Origin of the sequence: Stutzerimonas stutzeri (genome assembly GCF_002909485.1) — a bacterium.
GTDB classification, from domain to species: Bacteria; Pseudomonadota; Gammaproteobacteria; order Pseudomonadales; family Pseudomonadaceae; genus Stutzerimonas; species Stutzerimonas stutzeri_AH.
The window spans coordinates 569,563-586,691 of sequence record NZ_PPXG01000001.1 but is presented as its reverse complement, the minus strand read 5'-3'; the positions used below and the strand labels follow the sequence as shown (position 1 = coordinate 586,691).

Here is a 17,129-nt window from a genome sequence, read left to right as displayed (position 1 = left end):
GGCTAGGCATCATCAGGAGATAGCCATGGCGCTCGATGACTACCAGCGCATGCGCGACTTCGCCGCCACACCTGAGCCGTCCGGCAAAGCGCGCGCGAAACCTCGCAAGGTCAAGGCGCTGCAATACTGCATCCAGAAGCACGACGCCTCACGTCTGCATTACGACTTTCGCCTGGAACTGAACGGTACGTTGAAGAGCTGGGCCATCCCCAAAGGTCCGAGCTTGGACCCTAGCGCGCGCCGGCTAGCTGTTCACGTGGAGGACCATCCGCTGGAATACGCCACGTTCGAGGGCAGCATTCCACCGGGTCATTATGGCGCTGGCGATGTGATCGTCTGGGACCGGGGCGTCTGGATACCTCAGGGCGATCCCGATGAGGCGTATCGCAAAGGCAAGCTTAAATTCACCCTGGAAGGGGAGAAACTCGCGGGCAGCTGGAATCTGGTGCGCACGCACATGGATGGCAAGAAGGAGCAGTGGTTTCTAATCAAGTCCCGTGACGAGGCGGCACGCGAGGAGGATGACTATGACGTAGTCGCGGCCGAGCCGAACAGCGTGCTCAGCGACCGCACGCTGGTCCCGCGCAACCGCGGCGCGGTCAAGCCCCGAGTGGCGGAGTCGCCGGCCAAGGCTGTCAAGGCGCCAGCCAAAAAACGAGAGCCACGCCAGCAGAGCGCAGCGGTCACGCTAGCAGGTGCTGTCCCGGCCGAGTTGCCGGAGCGCTTCAAGCCGCAGCTGGCCACACTGGTCGATTCGGTTCCAACCGGAGACTGGCGCTACGAGATCAAGTTTGACGGTTACCGCATGCTTGCCCGCATCGACGCCGGCAAGGTCGGGGTATTCACCCGCAATGGCCACGACTGGACCGCGAAAATGCCGCAGCAAGCGGCAGCTTTAGCCGCTTTGGGGTTGGAGTCTGGCTGGCTGGACGGAGAGGTGGTGGTGCCGAACGAGGAGGGCGCGCCAGACTTTCAGGCGTTGCAGAATGCGTTTGAAGCAGGGCGCAGTGGCAGCATTCTTTATTACCTGTTCGACATGCCCTATCTGAATGGCATGGATCTTCGCGAAGTCCCGTTGGAGCAGCGCCGCGTTGCGTTGCGCGAAGTGCTAGAACGAAGTGACAGCGGGCTGCTGCGTTACTCCGAGGATTTCACCGAACAGGCGGACAGCATTCTTGAAAGCGCCTGCCAGATGAAGCTGGAAGGGCTGATTGGCAAGCGCGTTGGCAGCGCTTACGTTTCCCGGCGGAGCAATAGCTGGGTGAAGATCAAGTGCAGTAATCGCCAGGAGTTCATCATCGTCGGCTACACCCAGCCAAAAGGCACACGGAGCGGTTTTGGCGCGCTGTTGCTGGGTCTGCATGACGAAAACGGGAAGCTGCTTTACGCGGGTAAGGTCGGCACCGGTTTCAATCACGCAACGCTGCAGAGCCTGCACAGGCAACTGAAAAAGCTGGAAACCGATAAAAGCCCATTGGCCAAGGCCGCACCTGCGGCTGATGTGCGCGGCGCGCAATGGCTCAAGCCGGAACTGATGTGCGAAGTCGCCTATGCGGAGATGACCCGTCAAGGCGTAGTCCGCCATTCGGTGTTTCATGGCTTGCGCTCGGATAAACCTGCCGAAGCCATCACCCGCGAGCGAGCCAAGCCCGCCAGCCGTGGCAGCTCAGCTTCTTCGAGTAGCACTTCAGCTGCGAAACGCAAAGCCGATCCCATCGGCAGCGGACTGATCAAGATTTCCAATCCAGAACGGGTCATCGACCCCAGCAGCGGCACGACCAAAATTGAGCTGGCGCGCTTTTACGCTCAGGTCGCCCCATGGACCTTGCCGCAACTGCGTGCGCGCCCGTTGGCGTTGGTCCGCGCCCCGGAAGGCATTGGTGGTGAGCTGTTCTTCCAAAAACATGCGGATAAGTTGGCGATACCGCACATCACCCAGCTGGACCCGGCCCTAGATCCTAAACACGGCGCACTTATGGTGATCGACAACGTCGAGGCGCTGGTTGGAGCTGCGCAGATGGGCACCATTGAACTGCACTGCTGGAATGCGGTGGCGCCGGAGCTGGAGCATCCAGACCGCTTTGTGCTCGACCTCGACCCCGATCCGGCGTTGCCCTGGAAACGCATGGTCGAAGCGACTCACCTGACCCAGACACTGTTGGACGAGATTGGCTTAACCTCGTTTCTCAAGACCAGCGGTGGCAAGGGTTTACATATTGTCGTACCCCTTGACCCCGTACACGACTGGGGCGAAGTAAAGAGTTTCAGCCAGGCCATCGCCAAGTACCTCGCCAAGTTGCTGCCAACGCATTTTTCTGCCGTGAGCGGGCCAAAGAACCGGGTCGGCCGCATCTTCATCGACTACCTGCGTAACAGCCGCGGCGCCAGCACCGTAGCGGCATACTCGGCGCGTACTCGAGAAGGATTGCCGGTATCCGTGCCCATCTTCCGGGAGGAGCTTGTGGAGCTGAGGGGCGCGAATCTGTGGACGGTTCGCAATCTGCTGGAACGGCTGGACGAGCTTGGCACTGACGATCCATGGGTGGACATCGCGCAGACCTCCCAGCGAATCACCGCGCAGATGCGCAAGCAGCTGGGCATGCGCTAGCTGCCGCCGCACTTTTCCCCCACCGCATCGCGACCCCGCAATACGCACTTCTGCCCGGCCAGACATCATGTCGCAGGAAAAGCAGCTGGGCAGGTAACAGCCTAAAGTCTACGATTGCCATATACCCCCATGGGTATATAGTGGCAGTGCGAGTAGTTGTCCCGCTGTGTTGCGGTACCACGCGCGATGACTGGCGTTTGAGATCCCGCCGGCTCGAAACCCGATTGCGCCCTTAGAACGACGGAGAAACAACGGTGAAAAAATTCCTAGTGGCAGCTGCCTTGTCCAGCTTTGCATCATTAGCCTTGGCAGAAAGCCAGGCTGTTACAGTCATCCTCAGTGATGCCAGCAATATGACCCAGGGAATGGCCATGGTATTGGCCAACCAGATGCAGGCCCAGGGTGCCCAGGTTGACATCCTGTTGTGTGACCAAGGAGGCGATCTAGCGCTCAAGGATGCTGGCGGCGAAGCCCTGAAGCCCAATGACGTGACGCCGGCGCAGCTGCTAGGCGCCGCCATGAAAAAGGGCGCAACTGCCTCGGTTTGTGCGTTGTACCTGCCCAACACCGGTCATGCCCCGGAGCAACTCAAGGACGGTGTCGCCGTTGCCAAGCCTGACGCCATGGCGCGTGCCATGCTGGAACCGCAGCGCAAAGTCTTCAGTTTCTAACGCTGGTGATGCGAGTAGCGCTCTACTCGCATCATTCACTCATCGAGTGAATGATGGATTCTCAGTCGTTGGCGCTTGAGTGAAGGCACGGCAATTTGGATTTGCTATGCGGCTAGCAACTGTTCCAACCGTAGGCCGACTTGCTTTGCCTGCGCAGACAGTTCGGCTATCAACTCTATGAATCGGCCCAGGGCCGCCACTTCTGCAGCTGGCAGATGCGCCTCCAACGAGATCAGTTTTATCGAAGCCTCGTCTCGACGTTGTCTGGACGAGTGTTCGATATTTATCAGTTCGTCAATCAGCGTCTGGACCAATACGGCTTCACGACCGCGGAAACGGCTCTCGAGGAGTTCATCCAGCTTCTCCATGACGGCCATAACGTGAGTGACTGTGTCTACGGCTCGCAGAAGGTGAACCCGCAGCTCGTCCTGCAACGCTATTGGGATCGTCATTTTTCGTAGTGATACAAGGCGAGCGGCTTCTCTGCTGCAGTTCGCCAGCCCACATTGCACGTGAAGCAGGTCGATGATGTCGCTGCGCGGTATCGGCATGAACAATGTGGTCGGTAGATGCAGGCAAATATCCCTGGCAATTCTCTCGCCCTCCTGGCCCAAGTCCTGGATCTGCCGTTCTGCCTTCTGGACTGCTTCCCAATCCTTATCCAGCGCGCTTCGCAGCAGCGGTAGGAGCAATTTAACGGCGGTGTGGAGCTGGGCGAAATGATAGCGCAGCTGCTTGAAAGGGGAACGGGCTATAAGTCCGCACAAAGCGTTATCAGGCATACAAGACTCCCGGTAATCGAGCACGATGGTGCGTGATCCGATTGAGGCCCTGTCCTATTGCAATTGAATGACATCAGCACCCACTGGCAGCAATAGTCGTTACGACGGCCGTGGCGGCACCGCATGCCGACGGCAACCTCATCTAGCTCCACCCTCGCCGGGCTCAGTTATTTCGCTATCGGGTAGATGCGTGAAGCCGTGCGCATCGACTTGTCAGGAACGTTGCAGGTGCCGGGGTAGGGCCGAATGGCCGCGCAGGAGGCTCCAGGCGGACCTGCATCTGGGTGACGCCTGTTAAGCACTGGGCAACACCGTCTCAGGAGTTGAGAGGTTGCGCTGGCTGCTTCGCTCGGCCATGATCGGCGGCCGCCTTAATAAGGCCTGCGTTCCCAGTTGCCAAAAGTCGAGTACAACCCTTGTAGAAACCAGCCAATGCGCTTCTCCACACCTCGGCTGCACCGAGGCTTGAGCGCGTCGTTTCCTGCAAAGCGCTGGATGCGTCGCGTGTTTACATGGACATGGTTTTTCTATGAGTTCTGGAAAGTACCGATTTCTTCCTTCTTGCCTGTCTGCCATCGCTCTTGCGGCTGTCTTCACCAGCGCTTGGTGGTTTTATCCTGATCGACCTGTCTCTGGGTTCGTTGTGTACTCAAACGACGGGCTGGTCGATGCTTCCGCACCGTTCTACAGCACTCGTTTCGCATCCTCTGATCTGAATGAGTTCGTGCACGCGTCTTCGGTGACTTCCTTGCCGGACGGTGGACTGATGGCTGTCTGGTTTGCAGGCTCAAGAGAGGGCGCGGCGGATGTGCAGATTCGGAGTGCCCGGTACGATGCGACTGCGCAAGAGTGGGGCAGCGAGCTGATCCTGGCCACGCGGGAGTCGACTCAGGAGGCGACCCAGAAGCACATACGCAAGCTGGGAAATCCCGTCATTGCGCTGGCTCCGGATAACAAGTTGTGGCTTTTCTACGTGTCAGTATCGATTGGCGGTTGGGCTGGAAGCGCTATCAACGCGATGTACTCGGACGATCTTGGCGAAACCTGGTCGATACCGAAGCAACTGATCACCACCCCATTCCTGAATATCAGCACACTCGTACGCAACGCTCCGGTATTCCATCGCGACGGAACAATCGGGCTGCCTGTTTACCATGAGTTTCTGGGCAAGTTTGCCGAGTATCTCTACATCAGCCCGGCCGGCGACGTCATTGGGAAAAGTCGAATCAGCAAGGGTACGGATTCGCTGCAGCCCACAGTAGTGCCGATGGATGAGCAAAGAGCCATCGCGATGTTGCGGTATGCAGGCGCCTCCCACCACAAAGTACTCGCCAGTCGTACCGAGGACGCAGGGCGAACCTGGAGCGAGCCTTATCCTATTGATCCCTCCAATCCGAACTCTGCGCTCGCAGCTGTAGCCACACCAAGTCATGGACTGCTGGTCGCGCTGAACGATCTCGAGGATGGGCGCTTCCGCCTCCGCTTGATGGAAACCAACTCCGGCCTAGAGCTCTGGAAGCCGGTATTCAACCTTGACGAATCGCCGGATCCGGAGGGCAACCCGTTCAGCCCACAGGCATACCGGGAAATCATCGGTGACAAGTTCCGCCTCTCCAGCGGAGCTCAACGCCTGCCGCTGGTAGACGAATTTCTGGCCAATCTGGATAGACGAGTTTGTAGCGCCCACGGCTGCGATTTCGAGTACGAGTATCCGTACTTCATTCGCAGCGCTGACGGCCTCTACCATCTCGTCTATTCCTAGAATAACACCTTCATCAAACACGTCAGCTTCAATGATGCCTGGCTTGAGGAGCAGCTCTAATGCCTGAGCTTTGGCAAGCGCATCTCACCTTTGCGTTACTCGCGTTCGTCGTCCTTCCTGATTTCGGTCTGAGCCGGTTTTTCAAAGGGACTGGCCTGGCGTTGCTTCTCGCGGCCAGCTTCATTCCCGTCGATGGTCTGGCGCTGGCTGCGTACATGCGCAGTTTCACCGATGACGTAGCTATTACGACCCTGGTCGCGCTGGTGTTTTTCGCAGCGGTGCGTATGCGCTTGGTGGCACCGCCAAGCCAAAGTGCGCGCGTTCAACTGTTGCTGTTGATGGGCGGGCTGTCGCTCTTTCTCTATCCGGCGACAATGGGCATGGCCTACTTTGATCCTTATCAGCTCGGTTACAGCCCACGCCCTCTGATTTTGCTTATAGGTGTGGCTGCTTTGGGCTTGTTGGCGCTGAAGAACTGGTTGGGGGTATGCATGCTGGGCCTGGCAACACTGGCTTTCAGTCTGGGTCTCAAGCCTTCCCCTAATTATTGGGACTATCTGCTTGACCCCTTTATCGCATTGTTCAGCCTAGGTGCACTGGCTGTTTATGCCGCCAAGATGCTTCTGCGCCAGCTCAGTGCACAGCAGGATTCCAAAAAGCCGGTGCGCCTCTGAGGCGGGCTTGCAATATTTGACGATTCAATAAATTGAGGTTTCGGATAATGGGTTGGCTCCACTCGCGGCGCTTGCACTACTGGTTTGGCGCGGTAGCAATTCTGTTCGTTGCGCTTGCAGTGTTGCGCGGAATTTTCTTCGTTGGCTTCTCTGGGTTTGAAACCAGCGCGCTAAGCGAAATCGAAGCCGTATCGGAGACGCTCGGAATCGGTCTGCGTTTCGACCTTCGTCTGGCCATCCTGCTGATGTTGCCTATCGCACTGCTGGCATGGCTCCCCGTATGGAACCTGACCCGCTCGCGTGCAGTTCGCTGGCTCGCACGTCTCTACCTGGCGTTGGCACTTGGTGCGGTGTTGCTGGTTTACATCATTGACTTCGGGCATTACGCCTATCTTGGCGTGCGTATCAATGCCACGGTTTTGCGCTTTCTCGAAGACGCGCAGATCTCTACCGACATGGTCTGGCAAACCTATCCGGTGGTGTGGATCACGCTCGCTTGGGTAGCGGCCACGGCTCTGGTTTGGTCGCTACTGGTACGCTTTGAACGGGTCACGCTGGATCGCCCCGCCAAACCGATCAGTCGCCTTTCGCTGACCTGGGGAAGTGCGGCAATGGTTGTGGTTGTTTTCATGGGCATCCTCGGTCGGACCGAGAACCTCAACCTAGAAAACCCCGTACCGCTACGCTGGAGCGACGCCTTCTTCTCTGGCGACAACCAGATTGCAGCGCTTGGTCTGAATCCCGTGATCTTCCTCTATGACACGCTCAAGGTGCCCAACCAACCATATGACCGGGAGCAGGTCGAGGCCCATTACGACATCGTCAGCCGTTACCTTGGCGTCGACCACCCCGATGCCGGTACGCTGAATTTCAGCCGGGAGGAGGGCGCTCAGCCGTATGCGATTGCCGGCGACCAACGTCCGAACGTCGTCTTCGTCATGCTTGAGTCGCTGGGAACCAGCGCAGTCGGCGCCTACGGTAATCCACTAAATCCAACTCCCAACATTGATCGGCTGGCCAAGCAAAGTTGGTTCTTCAAGAGCTTCTACGTTCCCGTTACCGGCACTGCGAAAACCGTCTGGGCCAGTATTTCCGGAGTACCGGATGTTTCACGGCAGGAAACCGCGACCCGCAACCCGCTGATCACTCGCCAACATAGCCTGGTGAATGCCCTGCAGGGCTATGACAAGTACTACATGATTGGTGGCAACTCCGGCTGGGCCAATATGAACGCCTTGATCCGCCAGAGCATCGACGATGTCCAGTTGCTCGAAGAGCGACACTGGAAATCGCCCATGGTGGATGTGTGGGGAGTCTCCGATTTGGATCTGTTCAAGGAGAGCGACCGCATATTACGGGCGCAAGAGGAGGGCAAGCCGTTTTTTGCCTATATCCAGACTGCTGGCAATCATCGACCGTTCACCATCCCCAAGCAGAACGATGGCTTCGAAGTGCTCGATCTCCCGCTTGAGACGGTGCAGGGCGCAGGTTCTCGTAGCGTGGCGCAATACAATGCGGTCCGCCTGCTGGACTTCAATATCGGGCGGCTGATGGAAATCGCGCAGGAAGGCGGCTGGTATGACAACACCATCTTCGTCATGTTTGGCGACCACAACACCCGTATCAGCCAGATCCCTCACATGCCACCAGCATTCGAGAAGCTCGGGCTTGAGAGTAATCATGTCCCGTTACTGATCCATGCGCCCAAGTTGCTGGAGCCGAAAGTAATAGAAGAAGCCGTGGGCCTGGTCGACTTGCTGCCGAGCGTGCTCGGCATGGCTGGAATGGAGTATCGCAATGGTGCCATGGGGCGCGACATCCAGCAGCCGGCTCCCGAAGGCGAGCGAGTGGTTCCGCTGGTTCTCAGGGAGGGAACGTTTCCTCTGATCGGCGGAGTGACCAAGGATTTTCTACTACAGATGCAGCACGATGGCAGCCAGCCGACCCTGCACGACCTCGCTTCGCAGGAGCCCTTGGAGAACGTTGCCGACCAGCATCCGGTGGAGTTCAAGCGCTTGGAAGCGTTGACACGTGGCTTACATGAAACCTCGCGGCTCATGCTCTATCAAAACGTCAGAAAAGACTGAACATCCTGCCGGGTACATCCTTGCAGGTTCCTTTCGTTCTCTTTGCGTGGAATCTCCCAGGCGCCATGCACTACCTGACGATGCTATAGCTCAAGTCCGCATCCCTGATGAACCGGTATGGCGCACATCAGTTCAACGTTGGTCGCTGTCGGCAGTTAATCGGAGTGACCCGGAACAGGGCAAAGCCGTATTCGGCCTGAGCTGTAGCCAATCGCCAGCACCTTGTCGTCATGGCTCCAGGCCATCGTGGTTACCCCGGAGTCGTCAAGTAGCCCCGCCAGGGGAACGCCTTGCTGGAGGTCGAATATATATACCAGTCCATCTTCTCCACCGCTGGCAACACGGGTATCGGCGTGACTGAAGCGCACCGAGCTGATGGGCTTGGAGTGCACCGGTAGCACGGCTGGCTCCTTACTTTGCGGCCCTTTTCCGGCGCAGTCCCAGATGATCAGGTCCTGCCCGCCGCCCGTTGCGAAGAAACGACCGTCGGCGCTCCAGCTCAGATGTTTGACCTTGGTCGGATAGCCACTCATTTGAAAATCTTCGCCGCTCTGCAGGTACCAGAGATGGATCGAGCTGTCCTGGCAGCCTGCCGCTATGAACCGGTTATCCGGGCTGACCGAGAGACTCAGCAGCGAATCCTTCCATGGAAAGAACCGAGTGGGTGACGTCCGCTCTAGGGACCAGCTGTTGACCACGCCGTAACAGCTGCTCATCAGGGTGCCGTCAGGCAGCCATCGCAGTCCGGTCACGGTGCTTCCGGTTGGATCTAAAGCATGGCGAAGCGAGCCTTCGCAGTCCCACAGTTGGATCTGTCGGCCGGCAGCAGACGCCAGGAGTCCTTCATCGGACCAGCAGAGAAATTCCACCCAGCTACGACCGCTATCGAGCGTACGCAAGGTATCGCCCGTCTGCGGGTCCCATAAGCGGATGCCTCCCTGCTGCCCACCACTAGCGAGCAGCGCGCCATCCGGCGACCACGCCATCGCGCTGGTGCCCAACCCGTGAACGCACTGACGCCATATGAGGCTTCCATCGAGTGTGTCGAAGACGGCAACCGAACCGTCGGCATAGGCCGCGGCGAGCAATGTATCGTCCGGCGACCAGCACAGGCTGTTCAGATGCTCTTCGCCCTCGGCTTGCCACAAGCTTTGCAGGCGATGTACCGGTACCGAATCATTCATACCAGGCAACCCTTCAGTCCCGCCGTCAGCTCGTCCCGATCAAGGTTACGGCCGATGAAGACAATTTCCGTTTGGCGTTTTTCATTGGACTGCCAAGGGCGATCCGGCCCGCCGTCCAGCAGCATATGCACCGCCTGGAAGACGAAACGTCTGTTGTCCTTGGCAATATTAAGGATGCCTTTTGTGCGCAGGATGTCCTGGCCCTTGGAGGCCAGCAGCGGGCCGAGCCAGCGGTTAACTTTCTCTTCCGACAGAGCCCCTTCAAGCGTAATGCCGACTGATGTGATCTCGTCGTCGTGGCTATGGGCCGCAGCGAACTCCCGATGCTTGCTCGGCTCAAGGCGAGCGCCAGACTTCTGCAGCCTCAGGCCAAATTCCTCTGGGCTATGTTCGGTGAACAGCGCGTAGAAGCCATCTGTCGGGACCAGCAGCGTTACGGTTCTTTCGCCGGTTTCAGGAACCTTGAGATTCACGACTCGACGATCCGGCACCCATTTCGCTCCGGCGGTTGCGCGCTTGCCTTCGCGACCGAAGGCTAGCTCGGCAATGCTGATCGCCTTTTCCAGGTCGGCGTCAGAGTCGCTGCTCAGCGGTATTAGCATCGCGCCGATGAAGGGATCCGGACCCTCACCGTAGGAAAGCTCGACGGCGCCTGCTGGCAAGTGCCAGGCCCCGACCCATTCGAACGGATATTCCTTCTGCAAGAAATCCGGACGTTGCTCCAGGACCCGGTCCAGATCGAAGCCACCCAGATCCATGACCGTGGGGATGTCGATATCGGCGTTGACGGTGCGGTGTATCTGCGCCAGGGCATTCATTTTGCGAATGCGTGCTTCCAGCTCCTCGAGCTGACTTGGCTCAACGAGGTCGGATTTGTTTAGCAGGATGACGTCAGCAAAAGCGATCTGTTCGCGGACTTCATTGCTCTGCTCAAGGTGCAATAGGACATGGTGGGCATCCACAACCGTGACGATGCCGTCCAGTTTCAGCATTTCGCGAATTTCGTCGTCGACGAAAAAGGTCTGCGCGACTGGCCCGGGATCGGCCATGCCGGTGGTCTCGACGAGGATGTGGTCGAACTTGTCCCGGCGGCGCATCAGGTTGCCGAGGATGCGGATGAGGTCGCCGCGCACGGTGCAGCAGATGCACCCGTTATTCATTTCAAAGACTTCTTCGTCGGCATTGATAACCAACGCGTCGTCGATGCCTATTTCACCGAATTCGTTCTCGATCACGCCAATGCGCATGCCGTGCTGCTTGCTTAGAATGTGATTGAGCAGGGTTGTTTTACCAGCGCCTAGAAAGCCGGTGAGGATAGTGACAGGCACTTTGTCGACTGATGTCATGGTGCGTCTCCGAAAGAAAGTTTCGGTTACGATATAACATTGGCGTGTCGATCGTTAACGGTTCGTTGCTTGTCGGCCCTGTCTTGCCCCGCATGTTGGGGGACGGGATAGAGCCCATGAGGTGTCGGTGCCCAGTGAAACTCTGTATCAAACGCACGTTCAAGGCTGCCGGACGCGCGAATTGATCGAGGCGTGCCGACATCAAGTAGATGCCCCCCGGCAATCACGGCAATGCGGTCGGCAAAACGCATCGCCAGGCCTAGGTCATGCAGCACCAGCAACATCGAACAGGCGGGCGACAATCTGCGCAAGTAATGCATCAGGCTAAGCTGATGACCGATATCCAGTGCCGCCGTCGGCTCATCGGCTAGCAGAATCGGCGACCTTGCGGCCAGCGCCCATCCTATTGCCGCTCGAGCATGTTCTCCGCCTGAGAGCTGCGACAGTCGTCGCGTCAGCAGCCGGTCTATATCCAGCGAGGCTGTCAGCTCGTCGTCCACTGTTATCGATGCGACTGACCGTTGCGCGGCAAAGCCGCGGCTGGCACCAAGGCGTAACAGTTCACCAACGTCGAGGTCCCATTGGCTGCGGAATGCTTGCGGCAGGTAGGCGAGCAGGCGCGCGCGTTGCAGTGGGTCGACCTCAGGTATCAGCCGCCCGTCCAGATGTACCTTTCCGGCACTAGGCTTGAGCAATCCAGCCATACATTGCAGGGCCGTGCTCTTTCCCGATCCGTTCGGCCCAACCAAGACCAAAAGCTCCCCAGCCTGCAACTGCAGCCGGAAGTCTTCCAGCACCACTCGGCCCGACCGTTCTACAAAAAGGCCATCGGCTAACAAACGGCACGCTGGTTTCATGGCGAAGGCCTCGCGCGGACTAACAGCAATATGAAGAACGGGGCGCCCAGCAGAGCCGTTAGCAAGCCCAGGGGGATTTCGGCAGGGGGCAATAGGGCTCTCGCCAGGCCGTCCAGTAGCGCCAGCAAGGCACCAGAGACCAAGGCGCTTGCCAACAGGAGATGCCGGTGCGCAGGCCCGAGAATCCAGCGAACCGCATGGGGCGCGACCAATCCGACAAATCCGACCAGGCCGCCCCAGGACACTGCCAGGGCCGTTATCGCCGCTGCGAGCATCAGGGCTCGGTTAACGAAGGCCCGTGGGTTGAGCCCCATGCTTTGCGCAACCTGATCGCCCAGACCGAGTAGATCGAGGCCATGGGCCAGGCGGAGAGCCAGCACCACAGACACTGCCGTCAGTGAGGCCAGCAGGGCCAGTGACGACCAATCCGGCGTGTGGATTCCGCCGAGGGTCCAGCTCAGCACAACCTGAAGATTCACCGTTTCGTCGGCGAGTGCCAGCAACATCAGGCTGCGTACCGCTCCGAGCAAAGCGGCTACGGCAATGCCTGCCAGCAACAGGCCGCTGGTATCAGTGATGCGCGTTAATCTCGTGATCGAAAGGACCAAGAGCGTTGCACCCCAAGCACCAAGGAAGGCGAGCAATGGCAAGGAGAGGGCGACTGACAGGGGTAGCGGCACCAATAGTGCAATCGCCGCCCCGACAGCCGCGCCGGGCGCGCTTCCGAGCAGATAGGGTTCGGCTAGCGGGTTGCGAAATACCCCTTGGAACAACACCCCGGCCAATCCCAGGCAGGCGCCGACGCAAAACGCTGCGAGTACCCGAGGAAGACGCCAGTGCACAAGCAGCAGGCTGAATGGTGAATCTGCCGCACCCAATAGTTGTGCGAGGTCGACAGGATTGATCAGCTCAGGCCCGAGCCATAACCCCATGGCAATTGCGGGCAGAGGCAGCAGGCAGATCAGGCGGTAGCGCTGGTCGCGGGTCATGGTCGTGGACTCGGCGTGGTTTGCTTGCCGAAGGCGTCTGGGTGCAGTTGGCGGGCGAGTTGTTCGACGCCGTCGACCACTCGCGGCCCAGGAATCAACAGCAGGGCGCTGGGCATCGCGGAAACCTTGCCGTCTCGAACCGCGTCGATGGTTTCCCACCCAGGCCGTTTGGCCAGGGTATCAATACGCTCTGGCGGGCCTGCCAGAATGATATGCGCCGGTGCTGCGCGTAGTACCGATTCGCCGCCCACCTGGCTGAGCGTACTGCCGGCAAGAGCGTTCTTGCCGCCTGCCAGGCGTAGGATGTCCGCGGTATAGGTCCCGTCGCGTACGCTCAAGTAGGTGCCGCGATCGCTCGCGGCGGTTTCCAGATAGACCCGTACCGGGGAGCGCCGTTGAAGCCTTTGGCGAACCGCCGCAATCCGCGACTCCAGGCCGGCGATCAGTTGCGCGGCCTCGCTCTCGTTGCCGGTCGCTGTGCCGAGCAGGCGAATATTTTCCATCACCATATTCAGGTCACGATGATTCAACACCAAGGCCGGGATGCCGATGCGCTGAAGCGGGTCGACCATGTTTGCGGCTTGACGAGCGGGCGTCATCACCACCAGATCCGCCTTGAGCCGGGCAATCGCTTCGATGGAAAACCCCAGTCGTCCGCCCACTTTGGCGCGCTCGGCAATGTGTGGCGGATAGCGCGTGAAGGACTCGACGCCTACGATTCGGTCGCCCGCGCCGATGCCATCGAGAATCTCCACGTTGCTGGCGAAAATCGCCACGATCCGCTGTGGCCTCGCCGGGATTTCGACCTGGCGCCCGAGCGCGTCCGCGACTGTTCTCGGGAATCCATCGTCGGCGTATCCCGGAACGACGAACAGGATCCCCAGCAGAGCGGGTACGACAATCCAGATGCGCACCGTCAGAACCGGTAGTTCGCGCCGAGGTATAACTCGCGTCCAGGATTGCTGTTACCCAGCCCGCCGTTCGATGCGTTTGGGTCGGCGATCGAAGAGTTGTTTCCATTGGCAATGAAGAGCGAGCTACGGTCGATGTCGAACAGGTTGTTTACTCCGGAAAAGAGCGCCAGGTCGGGGGTCAGTTGGTAGTTACCGCCCAGGTTGAAAACCCAGAAGGAATCCTTGCGATGCACATAGTTGGCATTCGGCTGGCCTGCCGGTATCAGCAGTTTTTCCTCGGTGCGGTAGTAGATTGGCCCTCTCAGAATCGCCGTCAGCCCCAGATCCCAAAGGTCGTGCTTGCCATAGGTCATCCCAAGGCTGGCTTGATGTCTGTACATGCGCTGAATCTCATCACGGTGAGTGCCGGTGAGGTTGGGCGAAGCACCTTCGTCTTTCATATTCCAGTTCCAGACACCGCTGGCATTCAGCCGCAGTAGCTGGTCGCCCTGCAGGGCCAGTGCGCTAGCAAGGTCGTATTGCCACTGTGCTTCAACGCCGCGGATCACCGCGTCACCGTCACCATTGCTGTACTGGCCGACCGTGCTGGTCAGCGGGCGGGTGACAATGCGGTCACGGATTCGGTTCTGGAACACCGCCAGGTCAAAGAAGTGGTCGCTACCGGTAAGGGTTAAACCGGTTTCGAACTGCAGGCTGGTTTCTGCCTTCAGGTTGGCGTTGCCCAGCGTCTGGTTGCCACTGGTGGTGGTGAAGTCCGCCGCCAGCTCGCCGGCCAGCGGTGCACGAAAACCGGTGGATACACCTGCCCTTAGCTTCAGCCAGGGCTGGGCCTGAAAAGCGGCGCCAAGGCTGTAGGTCGTCTCATCGAAACTGCGCGTGCTCTCATCGAGCAGCGGCAAATATTGGGTCGCGACAGTGGCTGAGCGACCGTAGCTGTACCGCGCACCAGCTCGCAACGTAAGCCGGTCGTCCATCAGACGCTGGATCAGCTCCGCGTAGAGAGCGGCAGAAAGGTCGTCCGAGTTGATGTCGTAAGGGGCGGCCTGGCTGGTGGTCGCACCGTTGACCGACACGCGGAAGCGGTCGTTGCGCAATTTGCTCTTTTCGAGATCCAAGCCCAGCAACAGGTCGGTGCTCGGTCCCAGCAACAGTTGTGGCGTCAGCTTGAGGCCATAGCCGGTCAGCTTGCGCTCGATGTTGTCCTTGCTGAAGCCGGGGGCTCCGCTGCTGAGCCGCTCTGAACCCCAATGCAGATCGTCGACATCGCGGAAAGCGTACCCCTGCGCCGCCCAGTTCATCCAGTCACCGACCGCCGCCGTCCAGCTCGCTTCGATGGACTGGTTGTAGCGGTTGTCGTAGTTGTCGTAATCCCACTGCGAGCCTCTGAAGCCAGCATCATAGATGCCGTCCGAGCGCAGCGTGAGTTCCAGGCGTTGGTCTGAGTCAGTATCGAAGCCCAGCGCGAGCAATCCGCCCCGGCGCTTCCAGGCAGTATTCTGCTGGGTACCGTCCTTGCTGCGGTAATCGTCACGCCGACCCGCGTCGACCCCTATGTAGTAGTCCATCGCGCCGAACATACCACTGCTGTAAACCGAGCCCTGGCCAAGCCCCCAGGAGCCGGTCTGCAAGGTGGCGCCATTGCCGCTGACGTTCTGGCCGTCGCGGGTAATGATGTTGATCACGCCTCCTATGGCCTGGCTGCCATAGATCACCGAAGCCGGCCCGCGAATGATCTCGATGCGTGAGACCTGCGCTGGCGATAGCTTGGAAATGTTGGCTGTGCCCGAGCGGCGGCCGTTCACCAGCACAGTGACCTGGCTGCGGAAGTCCCGTCCCTGGCCATCGGTGGAGCCGCCTCGAATGTTGATGGAGGTCTGGCCGGGCGTCCACTCGCTGAAAAAGCCAACCGCATTCTCGGCAAGCAAATCGGTAAGGCTGCGCGCCGATGAGCGTTGGATCTGCTCACTGTCGATGACTTGCACTGTTGAGGTGATGTCGGCAATCGATTCGTTGGCACGGGGCGCGCTGACTACTGCCGAGTCGAGTTTAAGTACATTCCCATTGTCCGCCAGAGCCATGATTGTCGTGCCGAGCAGAGCAAGGGCGGTGGAGGTAAGGCGCACAGCACGCATTTCATTATTCCTGGGGCTTTGGATTTTCGAATCAGTTTTGCCAGATGAGGCTTGCGGCGACTTTTGGCGCACGGGCCAGCCAGCCGTTGCCAACTTCCTTCAGATGCTCGTTCAGATATGCCTCGAGCTCTTCCCGACGTGCTTCGTCAAGCGGGGGCAGTTTTTCGAGGAAATGTGCCAGCGCATCGGCATAGGTCGGAAAGATCGTGGAGAAATGCCATTGAGTGAAGTGAACGGCGTCCGGACGCAGCCGCTCACCCAACTCTTCGAGTGCCAGCAAATACCCCGGCGTGCAATCACTGCCATGCAGAGAGGGTGGTAAGAACCCAGAGAGGCAATAAGTGCGAGGTCCTTGCTGGGCGGGCAGATTCCAGATCAGCGTGCGTTTGGCCAGTGGTCGCGTGGCTTCGACAAACGCGACGGCTTGCCCCGAATCGACGGGAATGTTGGCGCACAACACCACGTCAGCCGGTGGAAGCATCAGGGTGGGGATGTCTTGCCAAAGGTCGGAGTGCAAGGTGAGGCGCACAGAAGGCGACTGCGCCGCTAGCGTCTGGATACAGCCACGCATGTAGGCATTGGGCTCCAAAGCTCTCCAATGGCCGCCATCATTTACGAGTGATCGGCCAAGCAAACCCGATCCAGCGCCGACGTCTATCAGGTGGTCAGTGAGGCCCACTTGGCGACGGAGCGTATCGCCCACGGTGGTCAGGTAATCGGACGCCGCGAGGTGTTGGGCATAGAAGGCGGCATCGCGATTATTCCAAACTGGAGCCGTTTGGGTGGAAACACCAAGCACAGCAGTAGACTCCTCGCCGTAATCGCGCCTGATGCTGGAGTTGTCTTCGAATGAGGCGAAAGTTGTACTCATAAATGCAGCTTTACCATGGCCGGACTCGTTGCCACTGTGTGCCACGACGGCGTTATACAGGGCAGTGAAGAGGCTCTGAACGGGCCGGTGGGTTTTGTTATATGGATGTTATAACATAACAATATGAATGACTAGCTTAGTGTGGCCTCGTTGTACCGGCAGAGGAATCGATTCCTGACTGCCCGGCGGCAGCGTATTGCGCCTGTTGCTAGCGCGCTGCGCTATAGGCAGCTCTCACGAGCGCATGGGGAT

The 17,129-nt window shown here is 59.0% G+C and carries 13 protein-coding genes; 5 read left to right on the top strand and 8 right to left on the bottom strand.

The annotated features are described in order from the left end of the window. The first annotated feature begins 25 nt into the window (after positions 1-25). Together ligD and CXK91_RS02560 are read left to right on the top strand one after the other, a co-directional pair. Complete coding sequence (ligD, locus tag CXK91_RS02565; RefSeq protein WP_103454816.1) at positions 26-2,608, top strand: DNA ligase D; 2,583 nt, start codon at positions 26-28, stop codon at positions 2,606-2,608. 254 nt (positions 2,609-2,862) lie between these two features. After that, positions 2,863-3,279, top strand: a complete 417-nt coding sequence (locus CXK91_RS02560) for a DsrE family protein (RefSeq protein ID WP_103454815.1) — start codon at positions 2,863-2,865, stop codon at positions 3,277-3,279. A gap of 104 nt (positions 3,280-3,383) precedes the next feature. Here CXK91_RS02560 and CXK91_RS02555 read toward each other — a convergent pair whose 3' ends face one another. Further along, positions 3,384-4,061, bottom strand: coding sequence for a DUF47 family protein (locus tag CXK91_RS02555; RefSeq protein WP_103454814.1), 678 nt, complete (start codon positions 4,059-4,061; stop codon positions 3,384-3,386). 529 nt (positions 4,062-4,590) lie between these two features. On the opposite strand from CXK91_RS02555, the gene CXK91_RS02550 reads away from it, so the two are divergent. From CXK91_RS02550 to CXK91_RS02540, 3 genes are read left to right on the top strand one after another with little or no spacing between them, the layout of a single operon-like run. Further along, complete coding sequence (locus tag CXK91_RS02550) at positions 4,591-5,823, top strand: sialidase family protein (RefSeq protein ID WP_181003902.1); 1,233 nt, start codon at positions 4,591-4,593, stop codon at positions 5,821-5,823. Between the two features lie 59 nt (positions 5,824-5,882). Further along, a complete protein-coding gene (locus CXK91_RS02545; protein WP_103454813.1) occupies positions 5,883-6,497 on the top strand; it encodes a hypothetical protein in 615 nt (204 codons plus the stop codon). A 47-nt stretch (positions 6,498-6,544) separates the two neighbouring features. Then, positions 6,545-8,584 carry an LTA synthase family protein gene (locus tag CXK91_RS02540; protein ID WP_103454812.1) on the top strand — a complete coding sequence of 680 codons (2,040 nt, stop codon included), beginning with the start codon at positions 6,545-6,547 and terminating at the stop codon, positions 8,582-8,584. A 155-nt stretch (positions 8,585-8,739) separates the two neighbouring features. On the opposite strand, the gene CXK91_RS02535 is transcribed toward CXK91_RS02540, so the two are convergent. From CXK91_RS02535 to CXK91_RS02505, 7 genes are read right to left on the bottom strand one after another with little or no spacing between them, the layout of a single operon-like run. Continuing rightward, on the bottom strand, positions 8,740-9,768 hold the full coding sequence (locus tag CXK91_RS02535; RefSeq protein WP_103454811.1) for a WD40 repeat domain-containing protein: 1,029 nt from the start codon (positions 9,766-9,768) through the stop codon (positions 8,740-8,742). Further along, positions 9,765-11,114, bottom strand: a complete 1,350-nt coding sequence (locus tag CXK91_RS02530; protein WP_103454810.1) for a CobW family GTP-binding protein — start codon at positions 11,112-11,114, stop codon at positions 9,765-9,767. The genes CXK91_RS02535 and CXK91_RS02530 overlap by 4 nt, the downstream gene beginning before the upstream one ends. Positions 11,115-11,140: 26 nt before the next feature. Beyond that, positions 11,141-11,914 carry an ABC transporter ATP-binding protein gene (locus CXK91_RS02525; RefSeq protein WP_181003901.1) on the bottom strand — a complete coding sequence of 258 codons (774 nt, stop codon included), beginning with the start codon at positions 11,912-11,914 and terminating at the stop codon, positions 11,141-11,143. A gap of 53 nt (positions 11,915-11,967) precedes the next feature. Beyond that, positions 11,968-12,960 carry a FecCD family ABC transporter permease gene (locus tag CXK91_RS02520; RefSeq protein WP_103454808.1) on the bottom strand — a complete coding sequence of 331 codons (993 nt, stop codon included), beginning with the start codon at positions 12,958-12,960 and terminating at the stop codon, positions 11,968-11,970. Beyond that, the gene (locus CXK91_RS02515; RefSeq protein ID WP_256055668.1) at positions 12,957-13,874 is read right to left on the bottom strand and encodes an ABC transporter substrate-binding protein; all 918 of its coding nucleotides are present in this window, start codon (positions 13,872-13,874) and stop codon (positions 12,957-12,959) included. The genes CXK91_RS02520 and CXK91_RS02515 overlap by 4 nt, the downstream gene beginning before the upstream one ends. 2 nt (positions 13,875-13,876) lie before the next feature. Continuing rightward, positions 13,877-16,006, bottom strand: coding sequence for a TonB-dependent receptor (locus CXK91_RS02510; protein WP_103454807.1), 2,130 nt, complete (start codon positions 16,004-16,006; stop codon positions 13,877-13,879). 31 nt (positions 16,007-16,037) lie between these two features. Continuing rightward, complete coding sequence (locus CXK91_RS02505) at positions 16,038-16,877, bottom strand: YebG family protein (RefSeq protein WP_256055666.1); 840 nt, start codon at positions 16,875-16,877, stop codon at positions 16,038-16,040. Positions 16,878-17,129: the final 252 nt, after the last annotated feature.

What these genes read in the sequence shown, in the direction of transcription:
- ligD (WP_103454816.1), top strand. Translation starts at nt 26, where the DNA reads ATGGCGCTCGATGACTACCAGCGCATGCGCGACTTCGCCGCCACACCT.
- CXK91_RS02555 (WP_103454814.1), bottom strand. Translation starts at nt 4,061, where the DNA reads ATGCCTGATAACGCTTTGTGCGGACTTATAGCCCGTTCCCCTTTCAAG.
- CXK91_RS02550 (WP_181003902.1), top strand. Translation starts at nt 4,591, where the DNA reads ATGAGTTCTGGAAAGTACCGATTTCTTCCTTCTTGCCTGTCTGCCATC.
- CXK91_RS02545 (WP_103454813.1), top strand. Translation starts at nt 5,883, where the DNA reads ATGCCTGAGCTTTGGCAAGCGCATCTCACCTTTGCGTTACTCGCGTTC.
- CXK91_RS02540 (WP_103454812.1), top strand. Translation starts at nt 6,545, where the DNA reads ATGGGTTGGCTCCACTCGCGGCGCTTGCACTACTGGTTTGGCGCGGTA.
- CXK91_RS02535 (WP_103454811.1), bottom strand. Translation starts at nt 9,768, where the DNA reads ATGAATGATTCGGTACCGGTACATCGCCTGCAAAGCTTGTGGCAAGCC.
- CXK91_RS02530 (WP_103454810.1), bottom strand. Translation starts at nt 11,114, where the DNA reads ATGACATCAGTCGACAAAGTGCCTGTCACTATCCTCACCGGCTTTCTA.
- CXK91_RS02520 (WP_103454808.1), bottom strand. Translation starts at nt 12,960, where the DNA reads ATGACCCGCGACCAGCGCTACCGCCTGATCTGCCTGCTGCCTCTGCCC.
- CXK91_RS02510 (WP_103454807.1), bottom strand. Translation starts at nt 16,006, where the DNA reads ATGCGTGCTGTGCGCCTTACCTCCACCGCCCTTGCTCTGCTCGGCACG.
- CXK91_RS02505 (WP_256055666.1), bottom strand. Translation starts at nt 16,877, where the DNA reads ATGAGTACAACTTTCGCCTCATTCGAAGACAACTCCAGCATCAGGCGC.